At 37.9% G+C, this 16,272-nt stretch carries 14 protein-coding genes and 3 pseudogenes; 4 read left to right on the top strand and 13 right to left on the bottom strand.

The genetic code is table 11. The features are described from left to right. The 7 genes and pseudogenes from tnpB (CZ367_RS04605) to CZ367_RS14820 form a co-directional block, all read right to left on the bottom strand. On the bottom strand, positions 1–233 hold a 233-nt coding region (gene tnpB / locus CZ367_RS04605; RefSeq protein ID WP_077195818.1), incomplete at its 3' end, for an IS66 family insertion sequence element accessory protein TnpB. A 279-nt stretch (positions 234–512) separates the two neighbouring features. Then, the gene (locus tag CZ367_RS04610; protein WP_237581540.1) at positions 513–1,346 is read right to left on the bottom strand and encodes a hypothetical protein; all 834 of its coding nucleotides are present in this window, start codon (positions 1,344–1,346) and stop codon (positions 513–515) included. 124 nt (positions 1,347–1,470) lie between these two features. Further along, the gene (locus CZ367_RS04615) at positions 1,471–2,880 is read right to left on the bottom strand and encodes an IS5 family transposase (protein ID WP_077195819.1); all 1,410 of its coding nucleotides are present in this window, start codon (positions 2,878–2,880) and stop codon (positions 1,471–1,473) included. Between the two features lie 91 nt (positions 2,881–2,971). Beyond that, positions 2,972–4,234 carry an antiviral reverse transcriptase Drt3b gene (gene drt3b, locus CZ367_RS04620; RefSeq protein ID WP_237581541.1) on the bottom strand — a complete coding sequence of 421 codons (1,263 nt, stop codon included), beginning with the start codon at positions 4,232–4,234 and terminating at the stop codon, positions 2,972–2,974. After that, a complete protein-coding gene (drt3a, locus tag CZ367_RS04625) occupies positions 4,231–5,280 on the bottom strand; it encodes an antiviral reverse transcriptase Drt3a (RefSeq protein WP_237581542.1) in 1,050 nt (349 codons plus the stop codon). Before drt3a ends, drt3b begins: the two co-directional genes overlap by 4 nt. Before the next feature lie 48 nt (positions 5,281–5,328). After that, positions 5,329–6,207: pseudogene (locus tag CZ367_RS04630) on the bottom strand (IS30 family transposase); the annotation flags it as partial. Positions 6,208–6,378: 171 nt separating this feature from the next. After that, positions 6,379–6,798, bottom strand: a pseudogene (locus tag CZ367_RS14820) (IS1380 family transposase); the annotation flags it as partial. A 417-nt stretch (positions 6,799–7,215) separates the two neighbouring features. On the opposite strand from CZ367_RS14820, the gene CZ367_RS04645 reads away from it, so the two are divergent. Both CZ367_RS04645 and CZ367_RS04650 read left to right on the top strand, forming a co-directional pair. Then, positions 7,216–7,401, top strand: coding sequence for a type II toxin-antitoxin system HicA family toxin (locus CZ367_RS04645; protein ID WP_077195821.1), 186 nt, complete (start codon positions 7,216–7,218; stop codon positions 7,399–7,401). Between the two features lie 87 nt (positions 7,402–7,488). Further along, on the top strand, positions 7,489–7,890 hold the full coding sequence (locus CZ367_RS04650) for a pilus assembly protein HicB (protein WP_077195822.1): 402 nt from the start codon (positions 7,489–7,491) through the stop codon (positions 7,888–7,890). A 297-nt stretch (positions 7,891–8,187) separates the two neighbouring features. On the opposite strand, the pseudogene CZ367_RS04660 reads toward CZ367_RS04650, so the two are convergent. Then, positions 8,188–8,610 (bottom strand): annotated as a pseudogene (locus CZ367_RS04660) (IS1380 family transposase); the annotation flags it as partial. A 217-nt stretch (positions 8,611–8,827) separates the two neighbouring features. Between CZ367_RS04660 and tnpB (CZ367_RS04665) the strand changes: the two are divergent. Then, on the top strand, positions 8,828–9,172 hold the full coding sequence (gene tnpB / locus CZ367_RS04665; RefSeq protein ID WP_077195478.1) for an IS66 family insertion sequence element accessory protein TnpB: 345 nt from the start codon (positions 8,828–8,830) through the stop codon (positions 9,170–9,172). A gap of 783 nt (positions 9,173–9,955) precedes the next feature. Here tnpB (CZ367_RS04665) and CZ367_RS04675 read toward each other — a convergent pair. The 5 genes from CZ367_RS04675 to CZ367_RS04695 form a co-directional block, all read right to left on the bottom strand. Continuing rightward, positions 9,956–11,002, bottom strand: coding sequence for a hypothetical protein (locus tag CZ367_RS04675; protein ID WP_237581544.1), 1,047 nt, complete (start codon positions 11,000–11,002; stop codon positions 9,956–9,958). 92 nt (positions 11,003–11,094) lie between these two features. Next, complete coding sequence (locus tag CZ367_RS04680) at positions 11,095–12,504, bottom strand: radical SAM peptide maturase (RefSeq protein WP_077197364.1); 1,410 nt, start codon at positions 12,502–12,504, stop codon at positions 11,095–11,097. Positions 12,505–12,791: 287 nt separating this feature from the next. Continuing rightward, complete coding sequence (locus CZ367_RS04690) at positions 12,792–14,141, bottom strand: lantibiotic ABC transporter (RefSeq protein ID WP_237581545.1); 1,350 nt, start codon at positions 14,139–14,141, stop codon at positions 12,792–12,794. 33 nt (positions 14,142–14,174) lie between these two features. Beyond that, positions 14,175–14,555, bottom strand: a complete 381-nt coding sequence (locus CZ367_RS16200) for a hypothetical protein (RefSeq protein ID WP_237581546.1) — start codon at positions 14,553–14,555, stop codon at positions 14,175–14,177. Between the two features lie 4 nt (positions 14,556–14,559). Further along, on the bottom strand, positions 14,560–15,861 hold the full coding sequence (locus CZ367_RS04695; RefSeq protein WP_077195826.1) for an ATP-binding domain-containing protein: 1,302 nt from the start codon (positions 15,859–15,861) through the stop codon (positions 14,560–14,562). A 54-nt stretch (positions 15,862–15,915) separates the two neighbouring features. On the opposite strand from CZ367_RS04695, the gene CZ367_RS15815 reads away from it, so the two are divergent. Further along, positions 15,916–16,146 (top strand): hypothetical protein, encoded by a 231-nt coding sequence (locus CZ367_RS15815; RefSeq protein WP_202613113.1) that lies wholly within the window; start codon positions 15,916–15,918, stop codon positions 16,144–16,146. Positions 16,147–16,272 lie beyond the last annotated feature (126 nt).

Consider the following 16,272-nt stretch of genomic DNA (forward strand, 5'->3'; position numbering starts at 1 on the left):
TTAGGACTCAGGCAACCCTGTGCCATCTGTTTATGATACACGACAAAACCACAGCGTTCCCAGTGCAGCAATTTAATTCGGTTACGGGCTCGATTGTAGAAAACGTAGACAACACCATCAGAAGGATTGAAGTCATTGCTGCGTACCAATTGGGACAGGCGAAGAATACCCTGACGCATGTCCACAGGAGTGCAACAAACCCGAAAAACATTTGTTTCGTTGAGTACAAACATAAGTTTTTCGGGCAAAGGTAGTAAAGCAAGAATGTTACACAAAGGCGGCTAATATTGGATGCTTACGATATTCCCATATTCTATTGTATCTAGCATTGGTTTTACAAGCATAGAAGGTTACTTCTTTTTTATAAGTTTATGAGTTTGAAAAAAGGAAAGATTTCACATTCGGTACAATCCTAACCAACCATTTTGGAAAACGTAACTTCCTGCGTCATTTCGGCTAGCTTGAAGGTTATGTGTGTGAATGTATAGTTGGACCAACAGCTGTTACAGAAGCTACGAATATACCTCCTGTGAAATCTTTGCCTGTAATTCTTTATTCAAATTAAACATTGTCCAACGAGTGAAGATGTACTTTTGCTTTTTAGCAAAGCGCAATATCATTCGTTGATCTTTCATCTCAGCAATGCCCATCAATGTAAGGAGCTTTTGCTTATATGCATCATCCACAAAGGGACAAGTCATCATATCCGCCGTGAGAATCGTGAGTTCTGAATTGCGTTTACGCTCCGCCTCCGCAACAAGCCGATACTTTTTCAAAATCTTATCTTTCAATACTGTCTTTTGCCCATTATAACACTTGTGGTTAGCATAGTAATACATCAATATAATGCATGCGAATAGGTTATACTGCAAGTCACTTTTATCAATAAAAGATTTAATAACTTCAGGTGCGAACAGATATGCAGAACCTAATTCTTTGGCTAATATTAACAGATAGAGAGTTTCATGCAAGGTATTTCGATGTGAATCCGTTGTAGCCAGTACCAAGGCTATTTCATCTTGAATCTTCTTAAAAATAATGTCCTTGCTTATTGTTTGGAATCTAACCTCAGGATTAGTTTTGAAATCACCATGCCGTTTTGCATAGATAACAATGGTATTCATTATCTTCTGCAGTTTCAATGTAGTATTTACCTGTCTGTTGCTATTAAATACGAAGAACGCCACATCGACTATAGATACAAGATAAGTTGTAAGTTTCCTTTGTACTTTTTGTACATGAATTTCTACTTTATTTTTATCTGTATCTTCTTTTGACATCAGACGCTCATATTTCTTGAAGCCCATTTCATATCGATTAAGAAAAGCGTCAAGGCGTTGGCTCATTTTCTCAAGCAGATAGTTTGCTATATCGCGATATTCAATCCCACATTCCTTAACTATTGCTTTTATTTGAGTATTTACCCTATTTGCAGGCAGGTATATATTGAATTTCTTATATAGTCGACCCTCAAAAAGGCGACATCGCATTTTTCATATAGCCCTGCGGGAAGAATTGGTGTTGAAAATTTAATTCTTGTCTTCCACAGCACCACATAATCACTCTTTCAATTAGGCACAAAAGAAGCCTCATGGCTCTTTTGAAGTTAAATGCGGCAGCTGCAAGCATAACATTGATGGAGTCTCCGAAGAGACCCTTGTAGAAGTTCCTCCCCAACCGGTGGTCTGCCTTGCAGTGGCCAATGACAGGCTCTATTCCTGCCCGCTTGCGGAAGAGTTTGTGCTTTTTGTTCTTGGCGTACCGTGAGTCTGTTTTCTTGGGCGTGTCCGGAATTATGATTTGTGTCTGCCCGCTCATGCTTTGTCCTCGGTATCCCCTGTCGCAGGCAAGTGTTTTTATTTTCCTGTCATACAGCCGCCTAACCTGCTCCATTGCCTTGTCTATCGTATGGCCGTCATACTCATTGCGGAATGACAGCGCACCGATGATGAGTCCGTCCCATAGTCTGACGATGGAGACCTTGTTGCCGAACTCGTACTTCTTGCCCTCTTTTCCCTTGCTGATACAAAGCACGTCTGGCTCGTGAAGCGAGTAGATCTTATGGCCGTCCAACCGCTCGCCGTTGACAAGCCTCATGCAGATGTCAATCCGCTCCTGGTAGGCATTTCTATCGGGCAGCAGGCGAAGCAGCTCCCTGAGCAACCTGCCCGCAATGGTGCGCATCCGCTTGTCGGCCTTCCTGACTTTGGCCTTGCTGTTCTTCCTACCCCTGAAACGCTGAACGAGCTTCAGTTCCTTTATCTCCTTGGCATAGCTCTGGCGGACCTTGAGGTTTTCCTTCTCCGCCACGCTGTGGCAAAAGGCTATCACCTTGTTCAGGAGTTTCGAGTCCGTGGGGAAGGTCACGTTCTTCTCCTGCACCGTCGTGTCGATGAATGCGGTATGCTCCGCATCGGGCTTGCGTCCACGTCCATCCTTGCCGTCTTTCCCCTGCGTCTCCTCTTTTCTGTGATCACCGATTAAAAGATTGATGCGGATGCTTTCCTTGAGTATCAGCTCCATGCCAGATTCACCGATGCGATGGCGGAACTCGACAAGCTCGGTGGGAACGCAGGGAGCGTCGGTGCGGAATGCCTCCATCCCGCAAAAATACTGGAAGTAGGCGTTCTCCGAGAACTGCTCCACGACGCTCTCGTCTGAAACGTCACGAAGGTGTTTCAAGATCAGCAGACCGACCATCAGACGGATGGGCTTGGCCATACGGCCAGTGTCCTTGCTGTAAAGAGGGGCAAAAGACTGCTCAAACAGATTCCAATCAATCAGATTGGCTAACTTGTACAGGGAATTCTTGGGAGAGAGCATTGTCTCAAGATCCCAGAATAATGATGCCTGACGGACTTTGGATGGAGATTTATACATCGTTGAATTGCAAGATTTTACTATACAAAGATACAAAACTTTGTAGAAATATGCAAGTTTGAGAACGATTATTTTATTGATAACCAGATGGTTAAATACTTTTCAAGGGGAGACTATATAGTATTTCCCTGTCTTTATCCGAATTTTCGTCTTCGGCTTCATCTTCTTTCTCCACATCCAAATTTGATTCTACTTCTTCCCAAAGTGGAGTCGAAAATATATGGCTAAATAAATATTCTATTCGCTGTTTTGCTATTGTAACCTTTGTTATAAAAGGTCTTTCAAACTCTTCAGTTTTGGACGGACTGATTTGTAATTTGAATTCTTTCAGCCATTTTGTTAGACTTTCCATGAAGAGACTCCTATCCTTTTCATCATTATAGAATAGGAAATAATCGTCAACATACCGATAACACTCATAGTTAGATTTCTGACAAAGCTTTTCTTCCAATAATTCCTGCTCAACCTTTTGGTCTATATACTGAAGTATAATCTCTGCAAAGATTCGAGAGAATTCCGGACCTATTACAATACCATTCGTTTCACGAGCATTGACCGACTGCATTAGATTGTCAAACGCATCACCAACCCATGAACCATAATATCCGGGCAAAACCTTCACCTTGTCCGCACCTCCTGCAGTCGCCCAACTTATAGTGTGGGTGTAAATACTGTCGAAACAGCTCTGTAAATCGAACTTCACAAGATGTTTGAATTTCTTTTCTGCTCGTTGGTATCTGTAATCCTCATAGAACTTGTATATATTTGAATACTTTTCGTAACTGAAGTAAGTTTTTAAGTTCTCATACTCATTGAAGAACAATTCAACTTTGTCGCTTTCATGTCCTAACAACTTTCGATGAAGTCGATCTCTATAGTAAAAGTATTGTGCTATCTTGTGTGGTTTGCGAAGAGAGTATTTACTCTGATTGCAAAGATATAGTATAGAATACTTATACTGATTATAAAACTCTACTACTTGCCACTGGCTATATGGATGTATAATTGATAGGGTTCTGTTCTTATTCGGCTTGTGAGCTATGTTGAAATGATAAGGATAGAATAGAGCATTTAGTCGATGTTGGAGTGTCCCGATTTCATTACCCTTTTCATAACATCCAAATAGCAATGCAGCAAAAGCATTCGCATCCTTTTCATCCAAACGTTTAGATTGCTTCAAGATATTCCACGTGATATTATCAACCTTTTGTTTTTCACCAACCCATAAATACTTGGCAAGAAATCGATACAAATATCGGTTTGAGAATATTATAGGACATTCGTAGGGCAAAACATCGGAAAAGAGAACTCGCTCTTTGCTATAACTAAGTTTTATCTTCTTTCTCTTTCTCATACCCACGATGATTTTATAGTTCGTAGTCTCTGCTTCTTTACTTTGTAACGCTTGTGAGGATAATCAAATCCTTTTGTAAAAGATAGTAAAGCAAGCTTTCGTTTCAGTCTATCCTCTAGTACAGCCCTATCTGCAATTGCAATAGATGTCTTTGAAGAAAGACTCAGCCTACCTATGTTGCGACTCAATTGTCCATCCAAGTATGACAGATTTCTTTTATTATCCAATAGCTGATTGGAATAAAAGATGCCAACCTTAACTCCTTTCTTTACGTTATACAGATTTATGTTGCAGGTCAATACATGAAGTGCATCAAACAAATAGTGTGCTGCTACATCGAAACCTACTATATCAATCATATTGTCAAAAGTAGAGAACGACTTATCTATTCTATTTGTAATACTTTTCAATTTGTCTTGAGAGAGCGAGAATAGCAGACTATCTCTATTCTCATTGCCAATATGAATATTATATCCTAATAGATTGAAGTCTAAATCTATTGCATTAGCCGAATCATACATATAGCATTTTCCTAAGCCATCTGATGGTGTGTGTATTGTCAATCCCTTTTGAGAATAAATTTCCTTAAGTTCTTCAATGTACCAATCTATTGATTTATGGTATTCATCTCTGATATCAGGGTGAATAACAAGCACCATATCGTCCACATATCTACCAAGAAATAAAACACCTGGCAAAAATCTCTTTATCACCTCATCTATTTTGGACAAATAGAATTCAGATAGTAACGAACTGATAGCGCAACCTCGTGGAATACCAGTTTGTAAGGTTGGTACAAGTGGGCGTAGATTCTTGGCTTCAAACTCCTTTCGGATGAGTCCTCGCAAAAGGGATTTACTCTTTACATCAAGCAGATTGTTACCTTCCAAAGACTCAAACAACTTATCATGTGGTATCGACTCAAAACAGTTACAAACATCCGTTCGGATGATATAGTACCTGCTTTTATCCTCCCTCAACAACATCTTTAACTGAGAAAGTATCTCGTCGCGACTTGACATGGATATCTTAAACAGTTTTTTCACATTTCTGCAAAGAACTTGCATTCGTGAATTCAACAAGCAAGTGCAAATTTACTTAATTAGTTCGTAAAAGCACTCATGTGGTGTTCTAAATTCTAATTTCTTTCTTGGTCTCATGTTAATTTTCTTTGAATACTTTGTTATTTGTTGATGACTGACATGCTCAAACGTTTCTTTTTTGGGCACGTATTGTCTAATCAGTCCGTTAGCATTTTCTATAGCCCCTTTCTGCCATGAAGCGTATGGGTCAGCAAAATAGACGGTGACACCAAGGCTTTTGCTTATCATTTCATGGCAAGCGAATTCTGTGCCGTTGTCCGTTGTAATAGACTTGACATACTCTTTGAATGGAGATAGCAAATGTATTACAGTGCGTGCTAACTCCTTGGCATTCTTTCCCTTTTTAAGTTTTCTCATAAATAGCATATTTGTACTGCGTTCTATCAGTGTCACAATAGCACCATGATTTCCTCTTCCAACAATTGTATCCATCTCGAAGTCCCCAAAGCGTTTTCCGTCAACTTCAGTAGGTCTCTCGCTGATACTTGTTCTATTGGGTATGGATATACGTCTGCTACCAACAGGCTTGGCACGATGCTTTAGCTTGTGACGACAGTGTTTATATAGTGTTCCACCTTTTGCCTTGTCCTTACGTATCGTACGATATATGGTTTCATGGCTAATACGTTTACCTTCCTTAGCCAACACGCCAGATATTTGTTCAGGAGACCATTGTTCTGTAATAAGAAGACGTATCGCTTCATCCATAACATCCTTTTTGATTGAATGATTGCCTGGCTTTTTTCGCTTTGTGAGAGCTGCATTTGCTTGGGCAGTTTCCCAATTATACTGTCCTTTGGTCCCACTATTACGTTTTATTTCACGAGATACTGTACTTGGACATACTTTTATCGCTTTCGCAATATCTTTTACCTTAATTCCGCAGTATTTTTTCTTGTTAGAAAACTTTATATGTTGAGATGTCTTTTTGGGGCTCTATATGTTGATATGAGGTGCTTCGGTGTCTCTTGGGTCTTTTCTAAGCATAAAATCCCCCACCCAAACCAATGGGGAAGTATGAAAAACCACAAAAAATGATGTTTATTCAATGAAGACCTCAGCGTAGTAGTTTTTTTTATATAGGTTCAGAACGTTCTGCCTTCCAGTGCGCACCCATTTTGCTGGCACGCTGACAAAATGGAGGATAAAGGCTTTCAGCCTGCTTGTCTTTTTCAATGGCTTGACCTTATCGCTGATATGACGGACGAGATAGAGATAGAAGTTCTTCAGCATGGCGGTAACCATCATGAAAACCATGTTCTCAGCCATAAAGGAAAAGGGCAGATGTGACCATCCGAAGTCATTGTTCTGTATGTCGAAGTTCTTTTCGCTTGCTCCACGCTCATTATAAAATGTAATGATGTCTTTCTCAGTAGATGTCCAGTTATTGGTGAGGATACAGCGGTATGTGTATATTACTCCGAACATATCCGTCTGTTGCTTGCCATCCTTGTCTTTCAAAGCCCAACTTTGAGAAAACGTCCATAATATGATAAATTCCACCGAAAGAAGTGATATTCTCGTTTTTAATTGCTACCTTTGCCATGTCAGTTTTTTGCTTACTTGTTATGTTTACAGCACCAAGATAGGTGAAATTTCTGACATATCCAAGTGTTTTGAGAACTTTGTTTCTCAGGCACTTGGAGTTCTTACAAGAATTTATGCTGCGGAATTAAGGTATATATAGAATGTAAATAGTACTATTTGCAAAACTTTGTGTGGCATAAATAGCCCCTTGATGCGCAAGTGTTATGGGGGGGGTATGCCTGAAATGTTAAAAATGTAACAAAGTAGCAAAAAAGCTACTTATTCATTTTGTTTATTATAGCATTTTCGCTATCTTTGCATTGTCATTAAGACAAAGAGTTCTTTAAAGTTATGAAATACAACCAACTTTACAAAGAGTTGAGAAAGGCGGGATGCCTGCTCACTCAACATAGCGCAGAGCATGATGAATGGTTAAACCCCACAACTGGGGCGAAAATCAGAATACCAAGGCACGGCAGCCATGAAGTCAAGACGGGGCTGTTAAAGAGAATTTACAAGGTACTGCTCGGACGTTAATCGTCTGAGCGTGCCGCCCCTTTTGAACGTTCGGTGTATAGAGTGCTTTAAGAACTCTTTATTTTATAAACAATTATATATAAGGATATGCGAAAGACGATTTTGGTAACGGTTGAATATGGGAAGGACGGTACTTACTCTTGCTACAGCGAAACGCCCATAGGCGATTATGCGCTTGTCGATGGCGATGGCAAAAACGTCCAAGAAGCAAAGGCAGATTTTCTAAGGGCTGTGGAAGAGTGCCGTGAGGCTTACCCCGATGACAAAAGGTATAATGGATTGTCTTTCGAGTACAAATATGATTTGCGCTCTTTCTTCAATTATTTCAGTTTCCTCAACGTGTCTGACATTGCCAAACGAGCGGGTATCAATCCCTCACTGATGCGTCAGTACACCAGCGGAGTGAAAACGGCTAGTGAGAAGACTTATGAGCGTTTGTCTTCTTGCATTGAGCAGATAAAAGCGGAATTACATGCCGCATCTTTCTAAGGTTCGGTGTATTTCATATATTAAACGAACTCTTTGAGCCGTCTGCACGTGAGTGTAGGCGGTTTTTTCGTTATCATCATCTTTTGAACACGAAGAAAAAGCTAATGGCAAGACCATTAATAATAATACCTTAATTCCGCAGTATTTTTTCTTGTGAGAAAATTTTATATGTTGAGATGTCTTTTTGGGGCTCTATATGTTGATATGAGGTGCTTCGGTGTTTTTTGGGTCTTTTCTAAGCATAAAATCCCCCACCCAAACCAATGGGGAAGTATGAAAAGCCACAAAAAATGATGTTTATTCAATGAAGACCTCAGCGTAGTAGTTTTTATTTGTATATAGGTTCAGAACGTTCTGCCTTCCAGTGCGCACCCATTTTGCTGGTACGTTGACAAAATGGAGGATAAAGGCTTTCAGCCTGCTTGTCTTTTTCAACGGCTTGACCTTATCGCTGATATGACGGATGAGATAGAGATAGAAGTTCTTCAGCATAGCGGTAACCATCATGAAAACCATATTCTCAGCCATAAAGGAAAAGGGCAGATGCGACCATCCGAAGTCATTGTTCTGTATGTCAAAGTTCTTTTCGCTTGCTCCACGCTCATTATAAAATGTAATGATGTCTTTCTCGGTAGACATCCAGTTATTGGTGAGGATACAGCGGTATGTGTATATTACTCCGAACATATCCGTCTGTTGCTTGCCATCCTTGTCTTTCAAAGCCCAACTTTGAGAAAACGTCCATAATATGATAAATTCCACCGAAAGAAGTGACATTCTCGTTTTTAATTGTTACCTTTGTCATATCAGATTTTTGCTTACTTGTTATGTTTGCAGCACCAAGATAGGTGAAACTACTGACATATCCAAGGTAAGCATCCAATATTAGCCGCCTTTGTGTAACATTCTTGCTTTACTACCTTTGCCCGAAAAACTTATGTTTGTACTCAATGAAACAAATGTTTTTCGGGTTTGTTGCACTCCTGTGGACATGCGTCAGGGTATTCTTCGCCTGTCCCAATTGGTACGCAGCAATGACTTCAATCCTTCTGATGGTGTTGTCTACGTTTTCTACAATCGAGCCCGTAACCGAATTAAATTGCTGCACTGGGAACGCTGTGGTTTTGTCGTGTATCATAAACAGATGGCACAGGGTTGCCTAAGTCCTAAAATCATACGGGCGAGAGCTGGATTTTATGAACTTCGCTGGGACGAATTGGTACTCTATATTGAAGGTATAAATCCTAATTGCTACCGAAGAAAAAGATACAATAAATCTTAGTATTTTCTTGCCAGTGTCAGATATTTTTTGTAATTTTACATCGTATAAAGAACTGATAATGTGATGGATATGCCTTATTGCACAATGACATCTGACTACCATTCTCTCACTCGGGAAGCTGTTGTTAAACTTCTTGAGCAAAGGGATGCTGAGCTTAAGAACAAGGATACTCAACTCAAGAACAAGGATGCTGAGCTTAAGAACAAGGATACTCAACTCAAGGATAAGGATGCTGAGCTCAAGGATAAGGATGCTGAGCTCAAGGATAAGGATGCTGAGCTCAAGGATAAGGATGCTGAGCTCAAGGATAAGGATGCTGAGCTCAAGGATAAGGATGCTGAGCTNGGTAACAATGAGGGAGCAGAGAACAACGCCATCTTCTATACCTTTATGGCGTGTTGCAGGGAAGCAGGCATAGAGCCATACAAATGGATGAAGGAAGTTCTTTCAAGGTCCCTGCCAGATATGACGGAGGAGGAACTCACGAAAATGCTACCTTCAAACTTCAAATAACAAATAACCCTTATATGCTGCCAGACATATAAGGGTTATTTGTTGGTGTGAAAGGCGGCTAATATTGGATGCTTACGGAACACAAAAATTAGGATTGGGTATATTCTATAAAGAAAAGAAGAAATATCAATCAAGATAAAGGATTCTGTTTGTATGGATAAGTTATATACCAAAAACACGATAGATATTACGTCTGAGAATTTGGACTAAACAATACATGAAGCCTCGTTTTTTGCTAAAAACAAGGCTTCATGTATAATAAAGTGAAGTCTAAACCCTACAAGGACATTTGTATATTTTTAGTTGCTCATAAATTGAAATGGAAGGGCATAGAACCTGAAGTGCACAATCCTTACATTCCAATTTCTTATTTCGTGTGAAATACCAATAGCAGTCTTGTGAACCAACCCAATTATTAATAATACAAGCAAGGTCTCGATTTTGTAAAGACTCAATTTGCTGATTTACACAATAGACCATCCCGTCATAATTGATTGTTATATGACCAAAGTATGATGTATTTATGTAATCTTTCAAATAACAGTCTTTTAGATTTTGATTGATTTTAAGAACCTCGTCTTTGGTTATAACCATTTGTAGCTGTAGGGTAATATTCTTTTCATCCAAGAATATAGGGCATAATACTATATTTTCTTTTGCACCCGTAAGCTTGTCTAAATCAGAATTATTTGTTACAATATATTTTAGGATTAACCTTTCTTCTCTTAGGTTTATAATATCTAAGGGGGTAGCTGAATCGATAAGCAATTCTACCATTATTGTTCTATACTTGCGTAACATATCTTGTATATGTTGAATAGGATAAGCCAAGTAATGGACTCTAAAAACAACAAGTATGTTTCTTGTTTGGGCAAGATTTAAAATTCTTTCCAACTTATCGCATGAAATTTCTCCAGACAAGACAATTCTTTCCAGGTCAAAAGAAATAAGTTGCAGTAATATTGTGTCTATGTCAATCTCTGTATGATTAACGTTTGGATACTCTAATTGCTTGTAAGCAAATGAATTGAGATTTATAGACAATGTATTATTAAGTAAAAAAGTGATAGATTTCAACATCATATTTGTATATGATGCCAAGTTGTGCCCTAAAGCTTTGTTTTCTTTATTTAAGGAGGTCATTATTTGTAATCCTCGTTTGGGGAAATAAGGCATTGACTTGTTTGGCTGTATGAAATATCCGACTCCGTTGTTGGCGATTTTTTGCAAAATAGTCTTGTTGTCATCGCAATCATCTATATAACCGAACTGATTTAATGTATTGACGGCTTTATATGGGACGACAATATTCCTCATATATATGCTACTAAACTTTATTGTATCATATATGAGCAATTCTTTTGATGTTGCCTTGATATAGCAATGTGGAAAAATTATGTACAGTCTGTTCATTTTATTATAATGTTTTCTTCAACCACTTCTATTATGTCAGGATGGGATTCTATGTATGATACAGCATCTGACAATAGTTTTGCGAATTTACTTTTTGAAGTAAACTCATCACATTTACCATTGCTATAACAAAAAGAACATTTAGTGCAACAAAATTGCATGTAGCATTTCTTGCATAAAGATGAAACTTCTGTGATTCTTTTCATAAATCCATTTGCTACCTCATTGCAATCAATATGAACACAGCCACTATTATCAATATATCCTAACGGTGAATCCCTATTGACTTTTTCACATGGATGTATTTTCCCATTATAGCTTACGAAAAGTCGTTTTGAAAATGGAATACATGTACCAGTTGGCAAGGTGCTATTCTCTATACTTTCATCTACGAGTAGCTCACTCTCTTTGCTAACTGAATTGTTCAACAGCCTTGTAGTAAAAACCAAAATTCGATTAAAGAGCGGATTTTGAGTGATTAAACTTGGAACCAACTCTATATCCTCTGGAATTTCAAAAGTTTTAAGCATAGATAGAATTCTGTTTCCATCTTTTGCATCCTCTGTAGGAACATGAAGGGGGCTAAAATTCGGCGTTGTGTTAAATTGCATCTTAAACCAATCAACAATTTCCCTTACATCACTTTTATTTGTGAAAACCGCATTATAGCGAAATGTTGCGAACCATTCTGAATATAAATTCTCAACACACTTCAAGTTCATCATTACGATGTCAAACGAAGGATTCCCTTTAGGAGTTACTCTATAAGAGTCGTTTTCCTTGTTGCCATCAAGACTGATTAGCATTTTGAATTTGTGACGTGACAAAAAATCTGCATATTTTGATAGAAGCATTGCATTTGTTGTCATTGTAAAAAACAATGAACGGTTGCGAAATTCTATACGTTCTGCATATTCTACAATTTGGCGCACTACAGCGAAATTCATCAATGGCTCACCTCCATAGAAACTAATGGCAAAAGGTTCTTTAGGTGCATTTGATAGAGGTTCTTTCTGAAAAAGAATTGCCAAATAATCAATTATGCCTTTGGCTGTTTCAAATTTCAGATTCCCCAACATACCTCTTCGGCTATCAAATGTATCATATCCTTCGCTATAGCAACAATATTCGCATCTAAGATTACAGAGTGTTGTTGTCTCAAATATGATTTGTGATAGTTTTACCAATACTCCTTGTATAGTATTCCCTGTTATATAACTATCAAATGATGAAGTATATTTGTCAAGATATCCATATTGCTTTAACTGACGAAAGGTTTCGTCTCCTTCATTTCTGTCGTTTGAAATTATATCGTACATATTCTTTGATAATGGCAATATTGCCTTTTTCAAAGGACTATACAAATAATAATTTTCGTTTTGAGTTTGAAATACTATAGCTTCCATATGCATAAAATAAGGAAAGCCAAAGTGTTAAACAATGGCTCTCCCTTAATTAGTGATTCTTTAATCAATGTTCCAACTTCCAGCAGAGGCAACATCGTCGCACATTGTAACTTCGCCTTCTCTGATGAAACACTCACAAGGACAATAACAGTTGCTAATGCGAACAATATGTCCTTTTTGTCCAACAACTCTTAATCTATTTTTGAGTTGTTTGTTCTGCTCTTCTATAACAGACAGTTTTAAAACTCCCATAAATATTTCTTTTAACCCCTTTTGTTGTGTACAAGTCAATCGCAGGGGTGTTGCGTTTCGACTTGCTTGTGTATCGCTGTTAAATATTCATCCATAGGAATGTATATATCCGTGTTGGTATAAAGTGCATCGGTAAAAGTCTTTGGAAAGGCTGTATAACCGATTAATGCCCCTCGGAGCATATATCCATACTCTTTACTATCAATGCCTCTATTTTGGGCATATCGGTCAATTTGGTCAAAACCAAAAGGTTTGATAAAGAAAGCCATCAAGGATTTCAATACAACCAAGTTGACGGGAATGCTAAATGATGAGCATTGGTTGTGCTTGTATGACCAAAATTCCCGAAGAGTGCTAAGTATTTGCTTACCTTTTTCTGTGTTAGAGCATTCTAAGCACTTATATTTGTTGGCTGATTCAACAATAAGGTTCAATACAACTTCGTCAGACAAACCTCTTTGTTTGCACATAAGAGCTTCATTCATTATGATATCAAGAAATACTTTTTCTTCATCAGAATTCAGTACATCAATGCTTATAGTTAAGTTCTTTAGCGAGAAACGAGAGTAATCAATGTTTCCGTTTGCCTCACCAGATACTTTTGCTTTACCGATAAGATCATTCATAATATCACTAACACGGACAAACAAAGCTCCTAAAGTCGTATCATACATAGATGAACCTGATTCTATGTTCGTTATCTGTTGTTTTATATCTGCGATCTGCTGCTTTATGGACTTAAATTCGTAATTTTCATCTTCGTATTTTTTGATTTCTTGTTTGAGATACTTCTTACGCTCATATTCCCAAGTTCCCTTTTTGAAATATTCACGTTTTTTCCCCATTTTGATACCATTATCACGTTCTTTCTTTTTTATAGAATTAAGTTCTTCTATCCAATCAGAAATACCATCGTGACATTCCATGCTGTAAAGTTTGCTTTCTAGAGCATCCTTTTGTGTTATTAAGAAATCTCTTTTGTCTGTACTATTTGCTTGTTTATTCTGAGATATTTCTTCTGCACGAGCCTTTGCCAATTTGACAATTTCAGAGAAATGTTGCATAAGAATATCAAACAAGTTTGTCCTTGTCTTAACAGTACCATTATATATCCCTTTAGCTGTTTGGATTAGAGAAATATATTTACTCTCATTTGAAACAGCGATTTCAGAAACCATAACTTGTGTATTTAATCCAGCAAATGAATTTTTTAAATCACGCAATATACACATTAGTTTTTGTTCTTGGGGATTTTTTGCAAACGCCATTGCACGAGTAAAGGCAACAATCATCCCCTTTAATCTGTCATAAATACAGTCTTGTGCAACATATTCTTGAAGTTGAAAAGATATGGCATTTGCTATTTTTCCTGTGGATATAGGCAACGCATTGCTCGTCTTTACGATAAATTCAGACTTTTACTTTTCAATACATTTTACTTCAAACAATATTTGCGATTCTGCAACAAGAGATTCCAGTAAATCTCTTGAAGAGAACTGAAAAGCAACAGCTCCCTTTTTGTAGTAGATTGTCTTATTGTATGTAAATAGAGTCTTACTATTTTTGACAGGAGCTATATTTGATTTGTCTAGAATTTCATCATTGACTCTCAAGACATAATCACCATTAATTTTCTTTGTTGACAAAATTAGATAATTAGCCCTTTCATTTGTTCCATCTAAATAACGGCTCAAATTATTCCCATATCCTCTGACTTGGTAGAAAGAGAATGGTGATATACTTTCTGAAACGAAAGATTCCAGTAAGTTCCATGAGTTTGTACTTATATAATAAAACATAGGTCTAATTATTTTCAATTTCAACTATATTTTCCTTTGAAACATCTTTCAAAAAGGATGTTCGCTTTCCTGTGTAGGAGATATACAGATTGCGTGAAGAACGAGTGCATGCCACATAAAAAGCATTTCTTTTACAAGTGTTCGCCTCATTAGCAAAAGGCACAAAGACATTATCAAATTCAGACCCTTTTGCTGCATAGTATGTCAGGATGCATGGTAGGTCATTGTTTGAAAAGTCCAATGTGTTGACAGTTCTAAACGGAACTACATTTCCAGTTCGATAATGAACTTGTGTATTTACTCCTCTTTGATTCAGAAAATCATTTACTTCACGTACATCACTCTCGTCAGGAACAAGAATTGCGACATCATCTAAATCTTCCATTTTTATTCGATTTAATATGCCTTCCAATTCTTTCTCTCTAGATGAGTATTTCGTGACAATCGGTTTGGGATAATTAGGATAGTCGCTATTGCCACCATCTTTCATGTTATTTGTCAACAAGTCCACCTTGACATCTTGAATTTGCTGAGCAACTTTAGCAATTGTCTTTGGTAGACGATAATTGTAATCCAAAGAGAGACGTTTGTAGACTAAAGTGTTAGCAATCTCATCTATTGAACTTCCTTTAAAATTCATTTGTTGCACAGAATCTCCAAATAAAGAAAGACTCTTCCCCTTATGAGGTATTATCCTTCCTTGATAGTCTGAGATGTTAAAATCTTGAGCCTCATCTATAATAAGATAATCAATTTTATCTTCTGATTGCTTATAAATTGTTCCACTTGGAATCAACTCGAACTTATTAGTATTAGTCACACTAAACCCTGATAGATATGGAACTTCTTTAAACCAACTAACCCTGCGTCCAAAGGCTGAGTAAAATTTGTAATCCACCCAATCTGCAAAATCTATTCCATAAGCCGTTTTATCCTTTTCGGTACGTTCAAACTTTCTGACATTTAAGTCATTTACCAGATAGAGGGTATTCCTATTGTCTTTTTCCAAAAATACATCTCCTGTCAGGTCAAAGCCACGATGAGTCCAAGCCCATTCGTATGCAATGCGCTCTTTGTCTAAACCGAGAGCCTGCATTCCATAAGCTATCATTCTTTTCAAAGCCACAGTAAAAATAACTATGGCGTAACTTCCTTTGTTCTTTGCCTGTAGTGCACGATGGATAGCAAGATTAGTTTTTCCACTACCTGCAGCACCTTGTACTATGATATCTTCGTCTATACTTTGAACGATGATTTTTCTTTGAGAATCATCTAAGTTTGATATAAACCACTTTTCTAATCTCATGCCATTTCCATTAGAACAGCAGCTCCACTCTGTGTTGTTTGACTGATTAATGTTTTGAATACATACGAAAAAGCGCGGAGCCTATTCTGTCACTCGTTCCACGCTATAAAGGCTCTCGCATTGCCCGACAAGTCGAAACGAGCAACGCCGAAAGCCCCACGCCAGTGTAAGTATATAGAAAGCACTCTTAACAACGAACAATGGAATCGTCCGAAGCCAATGAGGGCTGTATATAATACACCTCATGAGGCGTTCTTTGTTGCTTTGTTCTTGACTTGTCGTTGAATTTGCGAGATTCTTATAGCGTCAAAACCAAAGCGTACAAAAACGCCTTTTACCATATGTATGTCTGCCCAACCTCTGCCCATCGGGGCTTCCGGTATGGGTATAGACGTTACAAAGATAACACTT

Origin of the sequence: Prevotella ihumii (assembly GCF_900155655.1) — a bacterium.
In the GTDB taxonomy this organism is placed as follows: Bacteria; Bacteroidota; Bacteroidia; order Bacteroidales; family Bacteroidaceae; genus Prevotella; species Prevotella ihumii.